This is a genomic window from Streptomyces pseudovenezuelae (genome assembly GCF_029892565.1).
Classification (GTDB): Bacteria; Actinomycetota; Actinomycetes; order Streptomycetales; family Streptomycetaceae; genus Streptomyces; species Streptomyces pseudovenezuelae_A.
This window is the reverse complement of record NZ_JARXVH010000004.1, coordinates 477,372-494,233: the sequence shown is the minus strand read 5'-3', so window position 1 is coordinate 494,233 and position 16,862 is coordinate 477,372. Positions and strand designations below refer to the sequence as shown.

Genomic DNA, 16,862 nt, shown 5'->3' with positions numbered 1-16,862 from the left:
GGTAGGCCAGAGAAGGTGAATCCGACCAGACCACTAGGATTCGTTTGGCGGGACCCGACAGCTCGGCTCACGGCCCCGGAGTGAGCGAAACGCCCCTGCCTCAGTGACGGGTATCACGCCGAACCCGGTGTAGTCGGCACTCTTTGTCCGAAGCCCACCAACACCCCGCACCCCCCTTTGTCGGGCGCGGACGGTGATCGGCCCCCGCGCCCCGGGTTAGCGTCACCCTGTCCCCGTCTGCCCCGAACCGCGGAGTCCCCATGAGCACCGCCACAGCCGCCCCCGTCGCCACCGGCAAGGTCATCGCCGACCTGCTCCCGGCCTCCCGCGTCCGCGACCTCGCGCTGGTGCTCGGCGGCGCCGCGCTCACCGGCCTCGCCGCCCAGATCGCGGTCCCCGTGCCGGGCTCCCCGGTGCCGGTGACCGGCCAGACCTTCGCCGCGCTGCTCGTCGGCACCAGCCTCGGCGCCCGCCGCGGGGTCGCCGCCCTCGCCGTGTACGCGCTGGCCGGTCTGGCGGGCATGCCGTGGTTCGCCGGCGGCACCTCCGGCGTCTCCGTCTCCTTCGGCTACATCCTCGGCATGATCCTCGCGTCCGCCGCCGTCGGCGCCCTGGCCCGCCGCGGCGCCGACCGCTCGGTGCTGCGCATGGCGGGCACGATGCTGCTGGGCGAGGCGATCATCTACGCCGTCGGCGTGCCGTACCTGGCCGTCGCCGCCGGGATGTCCGCGTCCGCCGCGATCGCGGCCGGCCTCACCCCGTTCCTGCTCGGCGACGCCCTGAAGGCGGCCCTGGCGATGGGCCTGCTGCCCACCGCCTGGACGTTCGCCAACAAGCGCTGACGTTCTGGCGGACGTTGTAGTCGTCAGCCGACGTTGTAGTTGTCGCGGAAGAGGTTCGCCGGGTCGTGGATCGCCTTCAGCCCGGCGAGCCTCTTCCGCGTCTCCGGGTCGTAGAGCCCTTCGGTCCGGTCCCCGGCGCCGAAGGCGAAGTTGAGCGCCCGGCCGAGGGTCGTGTCCGCCAGTGACGCGAACGCCGGGTCCAGCAGCGCCCGCCCGGTCTCCCGGTCGCCGACCGCCAACAGCCGTACCAGGAACCGCCCTTCGCGATACGGCACCGAGTTCGGCGCGGGCCGGGCGAGCGCCCCGCCCAGATGGTTGAGCTGCACGACGCACATCGGACCACCGGCGTCGGGCCCGGTACGGGCGAGCACTTCGGCGACCCGGTCCACGTCCACCTCGCTCAACACCGCGCTGTCCCCGTAGTACGCGTGCGGAAAGTCCGGGTCGCTGTGGATGGAGTGGCTCTCGGCGTACGGGAGTTCACGCAGCGAGTCGGCGAGTGTGGGCCCCAACTCCCGCAGCGGCGCGACGAGTTCCTCGCCGTCGGCCCCGGTGTGCGCCACCCGCACGGAGACCGCGTACCGGCCGCGCAGGTGCGGAGGCAGCGCCGGCAGATCCGGATACGGTACGGCGGCCAGGGACGAGGTCAGCGTGTCCGGCACCGACCGCGTCCACTCCTCGTACGCCCGCAGCACGGCCGCCGGATCGACCTCGCGGCCGTCGAACGCGAGCGAGCCGCCGTAGAGGGTGCGCACGGGGACGAGGTCGATCTCCAGGCCGGTGACGATCCCGAAGTTGTGGCCGGCGCCGAGCAGGGCCCAGTACAGGTCGGGGTCCGTCTCCCGGGTCACGTGCCGCGGTCGCCCGTCGGCGGTCACGACGTCCAGGGACCGCACATGGTCGGCCGCGTACCCGAACTCCCGGGCCAGCAGCGGGAGTCCGCCGCTCAGCGTGTACCCGACGGCACCCACGCCCGGCGCGGAGCCGTTGAGCGGGGCCAGCCCATAAGGCGCGGCGGCCTCGACCACCTGCTTCCAGCGCACGCCCGCCTCGACGCGGACGGTACGGGCCTCGGGGTCCACGCTCACCCCGTCCATGCGCCGGGTCGTGACCAGCACCTCGCCCTCGGACGCGCCGGGCAGCCCGTGGCCGGTGGCCTGTACGCCGATCGGCAGCTCCCGATCCGCCGCGTACCGCACGGCGGTGATCACGTCGTCGGCCGAGGCGGCACCGAAGACCACGGCCGGGCGGCGGGTGAACCCGGTCTGGAAACCGGCGAGTTCCTCGTCGTAGCCGGGCTCACCGGGGTGCAGGACGAGCGGGTCGGAGGTGTTCTCGACGATGTTCATGACGCCGATCGTGCCGGGAAAACCTGACAACGGCCGTCAGCTTTTCCGGCCGTACGCAGGAAAGTCGAGACAGTCAGGAGAAGGCCGGGGCAGCCAGGTGAAGGCCGGGGCACTCGCGCGCCCCGGCCCTGAACCGCTCGCTCAGGCGCGCCGCGCCGACGGCCGCCTCGTGGACCACCATAGACCGGCCGCGCCGGCCGCCAGCAGGGTCGCGCCCGCCGCCCCCAGCGGCAGCACGTCACTGTCGGGACCGGTCTTCGGCAGCTCGTCGCCGCCCGGTGCCACCGGCTTGTTGTCGGTGCCGAGGAGCAGTGGGGTGGCCGGGGCGTTCGGCGACGGGTTCGTCGTACCGAACGGGACCGGGCCCTGCTGCCAGTACGTCTTCTTGCCGTCGCCGGTCTGCACCGGCAGACAGATCTTGCCGGTCTTGCTCAGGTCGTACGTGGCGTCCACCGCGTACGACTTCGACTTTCCGGCCGCGAGATTGTCAATGGGACAGGCGAAACCGCTGTTCGAACCCTCCGGAAGATTTGCTTTGTCGATCTGGGAACAGCCTTGAACGTTTTTGACCGTGAGGCCGTCGAAACCGACGACCAATAGCTGGATCTTTCCGCTGTCCTTGGTCCCCTCGTTCTTCACCGCGGCGGTGATCGCCGTCTTTTGTGAGCCGTTGTCGACCGAGATCTTCGAGGGCAGGGTAGTGGTCAGCTTTACACCTGCGGGTGCCTCGTCGACGGCCTTTCCGCCCTTGCCGCTGCCGGGACCCTGATCGTCCGCACTGGCAGAGAAGGAAAGGATCATCACCGTCGAGAAAGATGCCGCGACCAGCGATCCCACGATGGTCGTCGCGCGACGAGAACTCATGTTCACATCCCCCTTGGCTGCGCCTGAATTCGCAGTACTTGAAGAGCTACCACAAGATTTCTCACCACTATGCTGGTACGGCATGAAGTGTGACCATTGTGTATCCGTGGACGAACGGTGGGGATAGCTGAGGGGGTGCAGCGGATTGCCGGGGAATACGGGAAACACGAGAAGCGGTGGTGTTCCAGGGTTGCTGGTGACGGGGCGCTATCGCCTGGTCGAAAGTATCGGCCAGGGGGGAATGGGGCGTGTGTGGCGAGCCGCCGACAAAATACTCGACCGCCCGGTCGCCGTCAAGGAGATGCGCATAGACGGCCTGGACGCGGAGGACACCAGGACCCGGCGCGAGCGCACCCTGCGCGAGGCCCGGGCCACCGCCCGGATCGACCATCCCAACGTCGTGCGCGTGTACGACGTGGTGGACGAGGGCGAACGCCTGTGGATCGTCATGGAGTTGGTCGTCGGCCGCTCCCTGGAACAGATGACCGCGCAGGACGGTCCCCTCAACCCGCGCCGGGCCGCCCGCATCGGCGTCGGCCTGGTCACCGCGCTGCGCCAGGTGCACGAACGCGGCGTCCTGCACCGGGACATCAAGCCGGGCAACGTCCTGGTCGAGGACGCCGGACAGCGCGTCGTCCTCACCGACTTCGGCATCGCCGCGATGCAGGACGCCAAGGCACTGACCATGGTCGGCATGCTCGTCGGCTCGCCCGACTACATGGCCCCCGAGCGAATATCCGGTCGCCCCCAGGGCCCGCCGTCCGACGTCTGGTCCCTCGGCGCGACGCTGTGCGCGGCACTCGGCGACCGCTCACCCTTCTCCCGCGACACCACCCTGGCCACACTCCACGCGGTCCTCTACGAGGAGCCCGTACTGCCCGCCTCGGCGGGCCCGTTGCGAGACGTCCTGGCCGCGCTTCTGGAGAAGGACCCCTCGACCCGCCCGGGCCTGGACGAACTGGAAGCGGCCCTGCGCCCGGTGGCGTTCCCGACGACCATGCCGACGATGCCTGTTGGCGGGGGAGAGGAGCCGGCGGGAGAAAGGGAGGCGGAGGAGGTAGGGGAGGCGGAGGAAGTACGAGAGGCAGAGGAGGTACGAGAGGAGGCTGAGGGAGGGGAAGAGGAACCGGCGCGCGCGGAGGAGCCTGACGAGCCGCAGCCGACCCCGGAGCCCGCGCCGGCCACCCCGGCCCACGTCCGGACCCGGGTCCTCCGCCAACTGCGCGACCCACGGCTGCCCGGACCCATCGAGGACGCCCCGCCGACCCAGCGCCCCGCAATCGCCCCCTCCGCCGCCGAGAACCGGGCGGACACCCACGACTTCCGGGTCTCCAACGCCTCCACCGAAGTCCCGTCCGAACTCCGCTCGGAACCACCCGCGGGCCCGATCACCCCACAGGCCACAAGCGTCTCCCTGACCCGAGCCCATGCACCGACCCAGCGCCGCCCAGCCTCCGCCGCCCGTACCGCCGCGCCCCGCCCCGACCTGGGCCCCCACCCTCTCCGCACACCCGCGGCCGACCTTCCCGACCCCGCGGTCCCGGCTACCCCAAGTCGCGGCCGTCGCCGTGCAGTTGTCGTGGCCGCCGTCGGAGTGGTCACCGCCGGCACCATCGTCGCGGCAGTCCTCCTGGCCAACTCCGGCTCACCGGGCGGCGATCAGGCGGACTCCTCCACGTCCCCGCAAGCCTCCGCCTCGTCCTCCCTCTCCGCATCCACCTCTCCCAGCGTTCCCGCCGGCCCGACGCCCACCGTCGAAGGCACCGCCCGCCCCCAGAGCCTCCCGCCCGGCGCACACCGCGAAGCCGGTGGGTTCGCGTGGGCGACACCCACCGGCTGGCGGCGAGATCTGAAGACGGGGGCGGAGGTGCACTACACCTCGCCGGACGGCGGGCAGGAGCTGGTGGGCAAGTCGGCCATCGCCCGCGGCGATCTGATGCGGAGCTGGGAGACCTCGGAGCAGAACGCCCACCAGGGCCAGGGCTACCAGAAGATCCGGCTGGAGAAGACGACGTTCCGCGGCAACCCGGCGGTCGTGTGGGAGTACACCTTCACACTCAAGGGCGTGCAGTGGCACGCCCGGTTGCTGGGCTTCGACCAGGAGGGAAGGTCGTACCAGATCAACACCTGGTACCAACCGCCGATCGAAGCCCAGGCCTTGGAGACCTACAACCGGGTCAGGGACAGCTTCACGGTGCTTTGACCTTGGCCGGCGTCTCGGCGGGCACGCCCTCGGCGGCCGTCGGGGCGCCTCGCCGCACCCTCTCCTTGATGAAGGCGATGGCGAGCACGACCGCGGCGACCAGCAGCGACAGCAGCACGGTCTCGCGTCCGTCGTGCTCGGTGTCCGCGAGCATGTAGCCGAGCACGAACACGATCAACGCGGCGGTCGCCCAGGTCAGATACGGGTACAGCCACATCTTCACGACCAGCTTCTCCGGCGCCTCGGCCTGGATGATCCGCCGCATCCGCAGCTGCGAGAAGCAGATGACCAGCCAGACGAACAGAGCCACCGCGCCACTGGAGTTGACCAGGAAGAGGAAGACCGAGTCCGGGAACTTGTAGTTGAAGAACACGGCGACGAAGCCGAAGACGACGGAGCAGACGATCGCGGTCAGCGGCACACCGCGCGAGGTCGTCTTCGCGAACGCCTTCGGCGCGTCCCCGCGCTCACCGAGCGAGAAGGCCATGCGGGAGGCCGTGTAGAGGCCGGAGTTGAGACAGGACAGTACCGACGTCAGCACGATGAAGTTCATGATCTGGCCGGCGTGCGCGATACCGAGCGAGTCGAGCGCGGCGACGTACGAGCCCTGCTCCTTGATCGACGCGTCGTCCCAGGGGAGCAGGGTCACGACGATGAAGATCGAGCCCAGGTAGAAGACGCCGATGCGCCAGATGATGCTGTTGGTCGACTTGGTGACCGCGCGCTGCGGGTCCTCGGACTCGCCGGCGGCCAGGGTGGCGATCTCGCTGCCCATGAAGGAGAAGACGACGAGCAGTACGCCGGTCAGGATGGCGCCGGGGCCGTGCGGCAGGAAGCCGCCGTGGTCGGTGAGGTTGCCGAGGCCCGCCTTGTCGCTGTCCACGCCCGGCAGCACGCCGAACACCGCGAGCGCGCCGACGATGATGAACGCGCCGATCGCGACGACCTTGATCCCGGCGAACCAGAACTCGAACTCGCCGTAGGAGCCGACCGAGACCAGGTTGGTGGCCGTCAGCACCACCATCACGATGAGCGCCCAGCCCCACTGGGGCACGGCCGGGATCCAGCCCTCCAGGATCTTGGCACCGGCGGTGGCCTCCACCGCGAGCACCACGACCCAGAAGAACCAGTACAGCCAGCCGATGGAGAACCCGGCCCAGCGGCCGAGCGCCCGGTCGGCGTGGGCCGAGAAGGAGCCGGAGGTGGGGTTCGCGGCGGACATCTCGCCGAGCATCCGCATCACGAGGACGACGAGCGTGCCGACGAGGGCGTACGACAGCAGGATGCCGGGGCCCGCGGTCGCGATGCCGGAGCTGGAACCGACGAAGAGGCCGGCGCCGATGACGCCACCGATGGCGATCATCGACAGATGCCGGTTCTTGAGTCCGGCCTGCAGACCAGTCATGGGGGGAATTCCTTTGCGCCGGGTGAGCGGTCTCCCGTACCGGGGGGTGTACGGGTCGGTCCAGTGAATCGGAGGTGAATGGATTCGTGAACCTCTGAATCCAGATCGTTACTTGAGGTTTTCTTGAGGTTCCGTGGTGGGGGGTGTATTTTTCCGACTGGACACCCGGCGCTGCTTCCCTGAAACAGCCGTGTCACACTCGGACCATGCGTGTGTATCTCGGTTCCGACCATGCCGGCTTCGAACTCAAGAACCACCTCGTGGAGTGGCTCAAGGCGGCAGGGCACGAGCCCGTCGACTGCGGCCCGCACATCTTCGACGCCGAGGACGACTACCCGCCGTTCTGCCTGCGCGCCGCGGAGCGCACGGCGGCCGACCCCGAGGCCCTCGGCATCGTGATCGGCGGCTCGGGCAACGGCGAGCAGATCGCCGCGAACAAGGTGAAGGGCGTCCGTGCGGCCCTGGCCTGGAGCGAGGAGACCGCCTCGCTCGGCCGGCAGCACAACAACGCGAACGTCGTCGCCGTGGGCGCCCGTATGCACACCGCGGACGAGGCCACGAAGTTCGTCGAGACCTTCCTGGGCACCCCGTTCTCCGAGGGCGAGCGGCACATCCGCCGGATCGAGATGCTCAACGCGTACGAGACGACGGGCGAACTGCCCCCGATCCCGGCGCACCACCCGCAGCAGGGCTGAGTCGCACTATCGGGCCGCCCCCGGGGACCGGGTCCCCGGGGCTGGAAAGGAACAGGCACCGTGCCAGAGGGGCACACGATCCACCGGCTGGCGTCGGACTACGCCAACCGCTTCTCCGGCACGGCACCGCGCGTGACCAGCCCCCAGGGCAAGTTCTCGGACGCCGCCGCACTCCTCGACGGCGCCGCACTCACCCGCACCGAGGCCCACGGCAAGCACCTCTTCCTGGGCTTCCGCGACAGCGACTGGGTCCACATCCACCTCGGCCTGTTCGGCAAGGTGAACTTCGGCGACGCGCCCGCTCCGCCGGCCACCGACACGGTCCGGCTGCGGCTCGCGAACACCACGTCGTACGTCGATCTGCGCGGCCCCACCACCTGCGCGCTGATCACGGACACCGAGAAGCACGCGATACACGAGCGCCTGGGCCCCGACCCGCTGCGCGCCGACGCCGACCCGAAGGCGGCGTACCGCCGGATCTCCCGCAGCCGTACGACGATCGCCGCACTGCTCATGGACCAGAAGGTGATCGCGGGCGTCGGCAACGTCTACCGCGCCGAGGTCCTCTTCCGGCACGGCATCGACCCCTACCGCGTCGGCAAGGACGTCACCCCGGCCGAATGGGACGCCGTCTGGGGCGACTTGGCCGACCTCATGCGCGAGGGCGTCCGCAACAACCGCATCGACACCGTCCGCCCGGCACACCTGCCGGAGGCGATGGGCCGCCCGCCGCGCGTCGACGACCACGGCGGCGAGGTGTACGTCTACCGCAGGGCGAACCTGCCCTGCCACATCTGCGGCGGCGAGATCAGCACCGCCGACCTCGCCGCCCGCAACCTGTTCTGGTGCCCCGACTGCCAGCAGAAGTGAGCCTGTTGCGGTGAGCCGCGCGTCCTGGACGTGACGTCATGGAGACCGCCGTCTAGAACCCGTGCGGCAGCCACGGCGTCACCGTGGACGCGAACGCGAGCGACGCCTCCGCCAGCGCGCCGGGCCGCAGCTCCCGCACCCGGCCGGCCCCGGCGAGTGCGCCCAGGGTGACGCCGCCGAGGTAGGTGGCCCCCAACTCCCGTACGGACAGCGCGAGATCGGCCCGGTCCTCGGTGCGTGTGCAGGACGCGCCCTTCGGGTCGCCGGACAGCCGCCAACGGCCCGTGTTCCAGGGGCAGAAGGCGTCCTCGACGTCCAACACCACGTCCACCGGCGCCTGGTAGGTGCGCGCCTCCAGCGCCGCCCCGACGTCGACCAGCCGCACGTGCAGCGAGTCACGGATGCGCAGCCCGCAGCGGCGGATGTCGGACACCATGTACAGCCACGGCTCGTCCAGCGGGCGCCCGCGCGCGACCAGCGACGACGTGAGATCGATCTCGAACAGGAACCGCCACAGCGCGGCGTGCGCCGCCGGGTCGAGGGCCTCCGCGTCCTGCACACCCACCGTGCCCTTGGGGCCTGCGGTCTCCCAGTCCGGCTTCACCCGGAACCGCGCGTACCCGACGACCTCGCCGTCCCGCTCCGCGAGCACGCACTGCAGCGGTGACGCGCCCGCCCGCTCGCGCTCCGGGTCGAGCAGCCAGAGCCGGTCCCAGCCCGGCAGCCGGGCGAGCATGCCGGGCCGCCCGGACACCGTGCGCGCGTACACGGCCTCGCAGGCTTCGAGGGCGTCGGCCGGAGCGGCGTACCGCAGGCGCACCTCGTCGGTGCCGGGCGGCACGGTCAGCCGGACCCGACTGGTTTCCACCTCGACGTTGGCGTGGTGCGTGCCGATGTCGTACCCGAACCGCCCGTAGATCGCGGGCTCGGAGGCCGTCAGCACGGCCAACGGCTCGCCCCAGGACCGTACGTCGTCCAGCTGGCGCCGCATCATCGACGTCAGCACTCCGCGCCGCCGGTGCGTGGCGGCCACGGAGACCATGGTGACGCCGGCCGCCGGCACCGGGGCGCCGCCCGGCACGGTCAGCCGGAAGCTGAAGGCACCCGCCGTGCCGACGCACGCGTCACCGTCCCAGGCGCCGAGGGAACGGTCCGTCTCGGTGCGCTCGCGCCACAGCGCCCGTTCCTCCGGTGATTCCTGCACCCCGCCGAAGGCGCGGATGAGGTTCTCGTACCACTTGTCCCAGTCGTCCTGCCGCAGCACTCGCAAGTCAGTCCCCATGAACCATCCCTATCAGGGCATTGAGTGACGAGCCAGGGAATTTCTCCTTGGCGGCGACGGATCGCCTTCTGGTGAAGTTCACTGTGAAGTTGAGCCTCGGACGGGGGACAAGTGGGACCTCCCGTGCCAAGCGGCTGGTCCGATGGATAGGGTCCCGAACTAATGGCAGCAGGACGAGAGCGGCGCGCGGAAGCCGACACGTTCACGGCCCGGTTGAAGATGCAGTGGCACCGGGCTCGCGTCGGCATGCGCAGAAGCGCCGTGGACTACTTCCGCGGCGACGGCTCCGACTGGGTCGCGCTGGCCGGACTGCTGCTCACCGTCCCGATCATCGCGGCCACGACCCTCGCCAACTCGGTGTGGTGCTCGCCGGCCGCGCTGGTCCTGCCGATCGTCGCGGGCGGTCTGCTGCTGCGCCCGGCGAGCCTGCTCGCGCTGTACGCCGCGGCGGCCACCGCGCTGATCGTGGAGTCCGTGCAGCTCGGTCCGTACACCGAAGGGCCGTCCCGGGTCACGCCGGGTGTGGTGCTGGTGGTCGCCGCGTGCGGGTTCTTCGGGCTGCTGGTCGCGCAGTTCCGCAGCCGGGTGGGCGTGCCGTGGCGGCGTGGCGGGACGATGCTGTTCGACCTGCGTGAACGGATCCGGGTGCAGAGCAAGCTGCCCACGCTGCCGGACGGATGGCACCGGGAGATGGCCCTGCGGCCCGCGGGCGGTCAGTCCTTCTCGGGCGACTTCGTGGTCGCGGCCCGGACGAACGGCGGCCGCACGATGGAGGTCGTCCTCACCGACGTCTCCGGCAAGGGCATGGACGCAGGCTCGCGCGCCCTGTTGCTGTCGGGCGCGTTCGGCGGCCTGCTCGGCTCGCTGCCCCCGCACGCCTTCCTTCCGGCCGCGAACGGCTACCTCCTGCGCCAGGACTGGGACGAGGGCTTCGCGACCTCCATCCACCTGGTCCTGGACCTCGACTCCGGCGACTACGAGCTCTACTCCGCGGGCCACCCGCCGGGGCTCCAGCTCAGCGCGGGCAGCGGACGCTGGGAGGAGAAGGCCGCCGACGGGCCGCTCCTGGGTGTGTACGACGGTGCCCAGTTCGACCCTGTGAAGGGGTCGCTGCGCCCCGGGGACGTGTTGATGCTGTTCACAGACGGTCTGGTGGAGACCTCCGAGCGCGACATCGTCGAGGGCATAGACCGCCTCACCGGCGAGGCCGACCGCTATGTCGCGGGCGGCTTCCACGGCGCGGCCTGGCACCTCATCGAGGCGGTGGCGAAGGACGTGAACGACGACCGGGCGCTGCTGCTGGTGTGCAGGGAAGGTCCGACGGCGGCAGCGAGGCCTGCCTAGCCTCCAGGCGGCACCCCGTCAGCGCCGGGCCGCGCGACCCACCCCTGCCCGAGCACCACCACCGGACACCTGCCAAAAAGCCGCACGGTGGGGTTTTCCCCCGCCCGGATCCGCCAGCCGCCCTCATCGTCCCGACCCTCCTCCGCTCCGTACGTTCGAGACATGTCATCGGACCGGAAGAAATCAGGCATGCCAGATATCTCGGGCGAGTGGGCCGTGGAACTGCACGGAGTGACCCGCCGCTACGGCCGAGGCGGCACCGCCGTCCACGCCCTGCGCGGCATCGACCTCACCCTCCCGCGCCGCAGCTTCACCGCCGTGATGGGCCCCTCCGGCTCCGGCAAGTCCACGTTCCTGCAGTGCGCGGCAGGCCTCGACCGCCCGACCCGGGGCACCGTCCGCCTGGGCGGCACGGAGATCACCGGCATGAAGGAGAACAAGCTCACCGCGCTGCGCCGCACCCGCCTCGGCTTCGTCTTCCAGGCCTTCAACCTGCTCCCGTCCCTCACGGTCGAGCAGAACGTCGTCCTGCCGACCCGACTGGCAGGCCACCGCCCTGACCGCCGCCGCGCCGCCGAGGTGCTCGCCCAGGTCGGCCTGGCCGACAAGGCCCGCCGCCGCCCCGGCCAGCTCTCTGGCGGACAGCAGCAGCGCGTCGCGATCGCCCGCGCCCTGGTCACCCGCCCCGACGTGGTCTTCGCCGACGAGCCCACCGGCGCCCTGGACACCACGACGGCCGCCGAGATCCTCGCCCTGCTCCGCGACGCCGTCGACACCCACGGCGCCACCGTCGTCATGGTCACCCACGACCCGACGGCCGCCGCCTGGGCCGACCGTGTCCTGTTCCTGGCGGACGGCGAGATAGCCGACCACCTGGACCGCGCCCCGGCCACCACGATCGCGTCCCGCATGACAGCCCTCACCACCCGCCCGACGTACGCACCGGCGGCGGCGTGATGTTCGCCCCCAACGGCCTCGCCCGCGCGGCCCTCCGTTTCCGGCCCTCGGCCTTCGTGGGGACGTTCATCGCGCTCGCGATGGCCGCGATGATCGCGTCGGGCTGCGGCATCCTCTTGGAAACCGGCGTACGGGCCAAGGTCCCCGCCGGCCGGTACGCCGACGCGCCCGTCGTGGTCGCCGCCGACCAGCGCGCCCACTACGGGCACGGTGACGACGCGGACAGCGAACCGATCACCGACCGCGCCCGCCTCGACGACTCGCTCGTGGCAGCGGCGGCCTCGGCGCCCGGCGCCCGTACCGCCGTCGCCGACGTCACCTTCTCCGTCGGCGGTCCCAACGGCCCGCTCACCGCCCACAATTGGGCCTCGACCACCTTCACCGGCGAGCAGCTCGCCGCCGGCCGCGCGCCGCACTCCGGCGAGGTCGTCCTGGGCGGGAAGACGGCCTCCGTCGGCGAGCGCGTCAGCCTCAACACCCCTGACGGCACCCGCACTTACCGCGTCTCCGGCACCACCGGCACCCGGGACGCCACCGCCTGGCTCGCCGACTCCGACGCGCTGCGGGTCTCCGGTCACCCCGGCCGGATCGACGCCGTGGCGGTGCTGCCGAAGCCCGGGGTCAGTACGGGGACCCTCAAGTCCCAGGTGGCGCACGCCCTCGGCGGGCGGGCCGAGGTGCACACCGGCAACGACCGCGGCGGCGTCCAGGACCCGACGCTGGCCGAGGCCAAGGAGACCCTCATGGGCATCGGCGGCTCCTTCGGCGGCGTCGCCACGATGGTCGGCGTCTTCACCGCGGCCGGCACCGTCGCGCTCGCCGTGGGCCAACGCGCCCGCGAGTTCGCCCTGTTGCGCGCCCTCGGTACCACCCCGCGCCAGATCCGCCGCACGATCGCCACCGAGACCCTGCTGATCGCCCCGCTCGCCGGCGCCCTCGGCTGTCTGCCCGGAATCGCCCTGGCCACCTGGTGGTTCGGGCAGTTGAAGGCCAAGGGCGCGGTTCCGGATGCCGTCGACCTGTCCGTCTCCTGGATCCCGCTCGTCTCCGCGACCGGCGCGGTCCTGCTCACCGCCCTCGGCGCCGGATACATGGCCGCGCACCGCAGTTCCCGCATCAAGCCGGGCCAGGCGCTGACCGAGGCGTCCGTGGAGCGGCTGCGGCCCGGCTGGATCCGCACACCGCTCGGCATCGCCGCCGCGGCCGGCGGCTGCGTCTGCGCGGGCCTGTCCGCCTCCCTCACGGGCGAGGACGCGGCCAACGCGGCCCTGGGCATCGTCTGCCTCTTCATGCTCGCGGTGGCGCTGCTGGGCCCCTTCGTGGCCCGCGCCTGCGCCGCCCTGTTCGGCCTCCCGCTGCGCGGCGCCGGCGCCCCCGCAGCGCTGGCCGCCGCCAACTCCCGTACCAACGCCCGCCGGTTGGCCTCCGCGATCACCCCGATCGTGCTCGCGATGGCCTTCTCCTCGGTGCTGGTCTTCATGCACACCAGCGAGGAACGCGTCACCGCCGACCAGCAGCACGCCGGCCTCCTCGCCGACCACGTCGTCACCGCCGACCCGGGCCTTACCCCCGCCGCCGTACGCCAGGCCGGGCGCACCCCCGAAGTCACCGCCGCCGTCGGCCTGTTGAAGACCTCCGTGCTCGTCCCGATCACCGGCGGTCTGGACTCGGCCACCGCACAGGGCGTCACCGGCTCCGTCCGCGACCTGGCCGCCGTACAGGATCTGGACGTCGAGCACGGCCGACTCTCCCTGGAACCGGGGGAGATCGCCGTCGACGCCTCCCTCGCCGACAGCGCCGACGTCAAGGTCGGCGACCGGCTCGCCCTGCGCCTGCCCGACGGCACCAAGGCCTCGCCGGTGGTCGTGGCGACGTACGGACGCGGCATGGGGCTGTCCCAGGTCACCATGGCCCGCGCCGACCTCGCCACCCACGTCAGCTCCGCCTTCGACACCGAACTGTGGACCAAGGGCGGTACGGAGCAGGGCCTGAAGGCGTACGGCACGGTCCTGGACCGCGGCGACTACACCACCGCCCAGTCCGTGGACCGTGAGCTCAACGCGTGGGCGAACGGAGTGATGGCCGGCGTCCTCGGCGGCTTCGCGGCCGTCGCCGCCGTCAACACCCTGGTGATGACCGTCCTCGACCGCCGCGACGAACTCGGCACGCTCCGCCTCATCGGCTCCACCCACCGCCAAGTGCTGCGGATGATCCGCTGGGAGGCCCTCCTGGTCGCCCTCGCGGGCATCGCCCTGGGCACGGCCATCGCCCTCGCCACGCTGGTCCCGATGATGAACGGCCTGACCGGGCAAGGGCCTTACATACCCCCGCTGATCTACGGCTCGTTCGCCGGCGCGATCGTCGTCCTCGGCCTGACCGCCGCGACCCTTCCCGCCCGCGCGGCCCTGCGCAAGGGGACACTGGACGGGTGACCAGCACCGATCCGATGACCCTGGCCGAGGTCGAGGCCACCGCCCGCGCCGCCCACGAGGGCCAGACCGACAAGGCGGGACGGCCCTACGCCGAGCACCTGCGGGCCGTCGCCGAGGGCGTACGCGCGCGTGGTGGCGACGACGACCAGATCGCGGCGGCCTGGCTGCACGACGCCGTCGAGGACGACGCGCGCTCCGCGCACTGGCTGGAGGGGGCCGCGCTGAGCCGGCGTACGAAGGACATCGTGCGCGCGGTCACCAAGCGGGCGGGGGAGGCCCCGGAGGCGTACGCCCGGCGCATCCTCGACACCCCGGGCGCCCTGCTGGTGAAGCGGGCCGACCTGGCGCACAACGCGGACCCGGCCCGCCTCGCCCGCCTGGACGACGAGGCGACCCGGACACGACTGACCGAGAAGTACGCACGCATGCGCGCACTTCTCGGTCTGGAGGGTGACTGAACCGGGGGACCGGCTACGCGGAGACCTTCTCGCGCTGCTCCCGCTGTTCCCGCGTCTCGCGGTCGCGTGCCGCCTCCGCCGGGTCGGGCCTGAAGGCCCACTTCATCTCGGGCTCCATCGCGAACTTGAAGACCTTTCGCACCGGCGCGGTGCACAGCGCGGTGACGACGGCGCCCGCGACGAGCGTCGCGAAGATCTCGCCGAGCGGCCGGTGCAGCCACTTCGGGTCGAACCAGCCGTAGTACTCACCGGCCTTGATGACGAAGCCGTGCAGCAGATAGCCGTAGAGCGTGCCCGCGCCGAGCGTCGTGAACCACATCCGGCGGCCCGGCACCCAGGCGAAGAAGCAGGCGGTCAGCAGCACCGAGCAGCCGAACAGGGCGAGCACCATGACCGGGCCCGACCACCAGGGCGCCACCAACTCCTGTGCGGCGTCGCGGTGGTAGAACCACGCGGTGTTCATGCGCGGCACCGCCCACCAGCCCACGGCCAGCGCGACGACGAAGACCGGCACGGCCACGATCCGCATCGTCCGCGTGCGCACCATCCGGAAGTGCTCCGGCTTCAGGCACAGCCCCAGCACGAAGAACGGCAGGAACTGCAACACCCGCTGCAGGTCCAGGTCGTCGCCGATCTCCGGCGAGACGGACGCGAACATCGCGACGCCGAGCGCGACCGGCAGCGGCCAGCGGATGCTCTTCCACAGCGGGGTGGTCAGCCGCCAGATGAACAGCGCGACCAGGAACCAGGTCAGGAACCACGGGTCGAGCAGCGTGACCTTCATGCCCGGGTCGTCATTGCCGTAGCGCTGGAAGAGGCTGTACGCCGTCTCGAAGATCACGTACGGGACCAGGACGCCGGTGACCAGCCGCCGGAGGCGGTCGGGGCGCATGTCGAAACTGCGGGAGAAGAAGCCGGAGATGATGATGAACGCCGGCATGTGGAAGGCGTACACGACGGTGTAGGCACCCTCGAGGATGCGGCTGCCGCCCTTCAGCGGCTCCCACGAGTGGCCCATGGCGACCAACACGATCGCCAGGTACTTGGCGTTGTCGAAGAACGCGTCGCGCTGTTTGTCGGGTGTGCGCCGTGTCGCCTCTTGGAACATCTGAGGCACCTTAGCGGCGACCCCGGCTATTCGTAAAACTCGCCGCGTTATTCCTGGTTAAGGCCTTGGATGCCCTCCCGCCGCCCGTCTTGTCACGTTTAATCCCGACGAAATGACGCATAGAGGCCACGGTCAACTCCCGTGAAATACCTGCTCGAAATGCCTGCGAACACACTGTGTGGGTATGGAAACCATGCTGCCGAATTCCCAGTTGGGGCGCGCCGGGGCTCATGGTCAAGGCAAAGGTCAGGCACAGGAGTGGCCGACGATGCCTCACGCGCCGCATACCTGGGCCGGGTTGGTGGCACGATGGTCCTGGCGGGGTGCGCGAGGTCGCGTCCCCCGGGCCGGGTGAGCGGACCGACCGAGGGTGTGATGAGTTGTGGCCATTTCGCTGTCAGTGGTGTTGCTGTTGGCGATCATCCTGGTGGTGTTGCTCAGGGGGGGATCGATCAAGGCGGGCCCGGCGGTAGTCGCCGTGCTGTTCGGCTTCTTCCTCGCCTCGACCGGCATGGCCGACGACATCCAACGGTTCCTGAACTCCATAGCGGAGACCATCAACTCGATCCAGTTCTAGGTCTCCGGTTCCAGCTCTCTCGTTCCGGGTCCGCCCGGAACTCGGCTCTGTGCTGCCCTCGGTGACGGGCCGAGGGCGAGGTCCACGCGCGCGAAAACACCTCAGGGCCCGGTTCGGGTGAACCGGGCCCTGAGGTCGTATGGAGCGGGCGACGGGAATCGAACCCGCGTAGCCAGTTTGGAAGACTGGTGCTCTACCATTGAGCTACGCCCGCGCAACGCGCGCCGCAGGTCGGAGCGACCGCGGCACACAAGGCATCGTAGCGGGTCACCACGCCTCGTCGCACACCCCGTTTCCCGTCCGTACCGGTTAGTGACCGGCGCTGGTGAAATGCGGCGGTCCCATGGCCTGCGGGCATGTACCCTACGTGTCGCACCAGACGGGGTGTGGCGCAGCTTGGTAGCGCGTCCGCTTTGGGAGCGGAAGGCCGTGGGTTCAAATCCCGCCACCCCGACCAGCTGCCGGTCGACACCGGC

At 70.9% G+C, this 16,862-nt stretch carries 14 protein-coding genes and 2 tRNA genes; 10 read left to right on the top strand and 6 right to left on the bottom strand.

Annotated features, from left to right (window positions below; all coding sequences use genetic code 11):
• Positions 1 to 260: 260 nt before the first annotated feature.
• A complete protein-coding gene (locus tag M2283_RS15040) occupies positions 261 to 842 on the top strand; it encodes a biotin transporter BioY (protein WP_280876692.1) in 582 nt (193 codons plus the stop codon).
• Positions 843 to 865: 23 nt separating this feature from the next.
• Here the strand turns inward: M2283_RS15040 and M2283_RS15035 are convergent, their stop codons facing one another.
• Positions 866 to 2,191, bottom strand: coding sequence for an FAD-binding oxidoreductase (locus tag M2283_RS15035; RefSeq protein ID WP_280876691.1), 1,326 nt, complete (start codon positions 2,189 to 2,191; stop codon positions 866 to 868).
• A 141-nt stretch (positions 2,192 to 2,332) separates the two neighbouring features.
• A complete protein-coding gene (locus M2283_RS15030; RefSeq protein ID WP_280876976.1) occupies positions 2,333 to 3,055 on the bottom strand; it encodes an LPXTG cell wall anchor domain-containing protein in 723 nt (240 codons plus the stop codon).
• Between the two features lie 241 nt (positions 3,056 to 3,296).
• On the opposite strand from M2283_RS15030, the gene M2283_RS15025 reads away from it, so the two are divergent.
• Complete coding sequence (locus M2283_RS15025) at positions 3,297 to 5,258, top strand: protein kinase domain-containing protein (protein ID WP_432423077.1); 1,962 nt, start codon at positions 3,297 to 3,299, stop codon at positions 5,256 to 5,258.
• Here the strand turns inward: M2283_RS15025 and M2283_RS15020 are convergent.
• The gene (locus M2283_RS15020; RefSeq protein ID WP_280876689.1) at positions 5,245 to 6,663 is read right to left on the bottom strand and encodes an amino acid permease; all 1,419 of its coding nucleotides are present in this window, start codon (positions 6,661 to 6,663) and stop codon (positions 5,245 to 5,247) included. The genes M2283_RS15025 and M2283_RS15020 overlap by 14 nt on opposite strands.
• Positions 6,664 to 6,869: 206 nt before the next feature.
• Here M2283_RS15020 and M2283_RS15015 point away from each other — a divergent pair, with 206 nt between their 5' ends.
• Together M2283_RS15015 and M2283_RS15010 are read left to right on the top strand one after the other, a co-directional pair.
• Positions 6,870 to 7,358: a ribose-5-phosphate isomerase gene (locus tag M2283_RS15015; RefSeq protein WP_280876688.1), complete on the top strand. Its 489-nt coding sequence runs from the start codon at positions 6,870 to 6,872 to the stop codon at positions 7,356 to 7,358.
• Between the two features lie 60 nt (positions 7,359 to 7,418).
• Positions 7,419 to 8,228, top strand: a complete 810-nt coding sequence (locus tag M2283_RS15010) for an Fpg/Nei family DNA glycosylase (RefSeq protein WP_280876687.1) — start codon at positions 7,419 to 7,421, stop codon at positions 8,226 to 8,228.
• 52 nt (positions 8,229 to 8,280) lie between these two features.
• Here the strand turns inward: M2283_RS15010 and M2283_RS15005 are convergent, their stop codons facing one another.
• Entirely contained in the window at positions 8,281 to 9,510 is a 1,230-nt protein-coding gene (locus tag M2283_RS15005) for a GNAT family N-acetyltransferase (protein WP_280876686.1), read from the bottom strand.
• A gap of 162 nt (positions 9,511 to 9,672) precedes the next feature.
• Between M2283_RS15005 and M2283_RS15000 the strand changes: the two genes are divergently transcribed.
• The 4 genes from M2283_RS15000 (at position 9,673) to M2283_RS14985 (ending at position 14,701) form a co-directional block, all read left to right on the top strand.
• Positions 9,673 to 10,854 carry a PP2C family protein-serine/threonine phosphatase gene (locus M2283_RS15000; protein ID WP_280876685.1) on the top strand — a complete coding sequence of 394 codons (1,182 nt, stop codon included), beginning with the start codon at positions 9,673 to 9,675 and terminating at the stop codon, positions 10,852 to 10,854.
• Between the two features lie 189 nt (positions 10,855 to 11,043).
• On the top strand, positions 11,044 to 11,811 hold the full coding sequence (locus M2283_RS14995; protein ID WP_280876684.1) for an ABC transporter ATP-binding protein: 768 nt from the start codon (positions 11,044 to 11,046) through the stop codon (positions 11,809 to 11,811).
• On the top strand, positions 11,811 to 14,243 hold the full coding sequence (locus M2283_RS14990; protein ID WP_280876975.1) for an ABC transporter permease: 2,433 nt from the start codon (positions 11,811 to 11,813) through the stop codon (positions 14,241 to 14,243). Before M2283_RS14995 ends, M2283_RS14990 begins: the two co-directional genes overlap by 1 nt.
• A gap of 14 nt (positions 14,244 to 14,257) precedes the next feature.
• Positions 14,258 to 14,701: an HD domain-containing protein gene (locus tag M2283_RS14985; protein ID WP_280876974.1), complete on the top strand. Its 444-nt coding sequence runs from the start codon at positions 14,258 to 14,260 to the stop codon at positions 14,699 to 14,701.
• A 13-nt stretch (positions 14,702 to 14,714) separates the two neighbouring features.
• Here M2283_RS14985 and M2283_RS14980 read toward each other — a convergent pair whose 3' ends face one another.
• Positions 14,715 to 15,809: an acyltransferase family protein gene (locus M2283_RS14980; protein WP_280876683.1), complete on the bottom strand. Its 1,095-nt coding sequence runs from the start codon at positions 15,807 to 15,809 to the stop codon at positions 14,715 to 14,717.
• Between the two features lie 382 nt (positions 15,810 to 16,191).
• On the opposite strand from M2283_RS14980, the gene M2283_RS14975 reads away from it, so the two are divergent.
• Entirely contained in the window at positions 16,192 to 16,386 is a 195-nt protein-coding gene (locus M2283_RS14975; RefSeq protein WP_280876682.1) for a hypothetical protein, read from the top strand.
• A 140-nt stretch (positions 16,387 to 16,526) separates the two neighbouring features.
• Here the strand turns inward: M2283_RS14975 and M2283_RS14970 are convergent.
• Positions 16,527 to 16,600 (bottom strand) — tRNA-Gly (locus M2283_RS14970).
• Between the two features lie 166 nt (positions 16,601 to 16,766).
• Here M2283_RS14970 and M2283_RS14965 point away from each other — a divergent pair.
• Positions 16,767 to 16,843 (top strand) — tRNA-Pro (locus M2283_RS14965).
• Positions 16,844 to 16,862 lie beyond the last annotated feature (19 nt).

Coding starts and splice junctions, on each gene's coding strand:
- M2283_RS15025 (WP_432423077.1), top strand. CDS start 3,297: ATGGGGCGTGTGTGGCGAGCCGCCGACAAAATACTCGACCGCCCGGTC.
- M2283_RS15040 (WP_280876692.1), top strand. CDS start 261: ATGAGCACCGCCACAGCCGCCCCCGTCGCCACCGGCAAGGTCATCGCC.
- M2283_RS15005 (WP_280876686.1), bottom strand. CDS start 9,510: ATGGGGACTGACTTGCGAGTGCTGCGGCAGGACGACTGGGACAAGTGG.
- M2283_RS15030 (WP_280876976.1), bottom strand. CDS start 3,055: ATGAGTTCTCGTCGCGCGACGACCATCGTGGGATCGCTGGTCGCGGCA.
- M2283_RS14995 (WP_280876684.1), top strand. CDS start 11,044: ATGCCAGATATCTCGGGCGAGTGGGCCGTGGAACTGCACGGAGTGACC.
- M2283_RS15035 (WP_280876691.1), bottom strand. CDS start 2,191: ATGAACATCGTCGAGAACACCTCCGACCCGCTCGTCCTGCACCCCGGT.
- M2283_RS14985 (WP_280876974.1), top strand. CDS start 14,258: ATGACCCTGGCCGAGGTCGAGGCCACCGCCCGCGCCGCCCACGAGGGC.
- M2283_RS15000 (WP_280876685.1), top strand. CDS start 9,673: ATGGCAGCAGGACGAGAGCGGCGCGCGGAAGCCGACACGTTCACGGCC.
- M2283_RS14990 (WP_280876975.1), top strand. CDS start 11,811: ATGTTCGCCCCCAACGGCCTCGCCCGCGCGGCCCTCCGTTTCCGGCCC.
- M2283_RS15015 (WP_280876688.1), top strand. CDS start 6,870: ATGCGTGTGTATCTCGGTTCCGACCATGCCGGCTTCGAACTCAAGAAC.
- M2283_RS15020 (WP_280876689.1), bottom strand. CDS start 6,663: ATGACTGGTCTGCAGGCCGGACTCAAGAACCGGCATCTGTCGATGATC.
- M2283_RS14980 (WP_280876683.1), bottom strand. CDS start 15,809: ATGTTCCAAGAGGCGACACGGCGCACACCCGACAAACAGCGCGACGCG.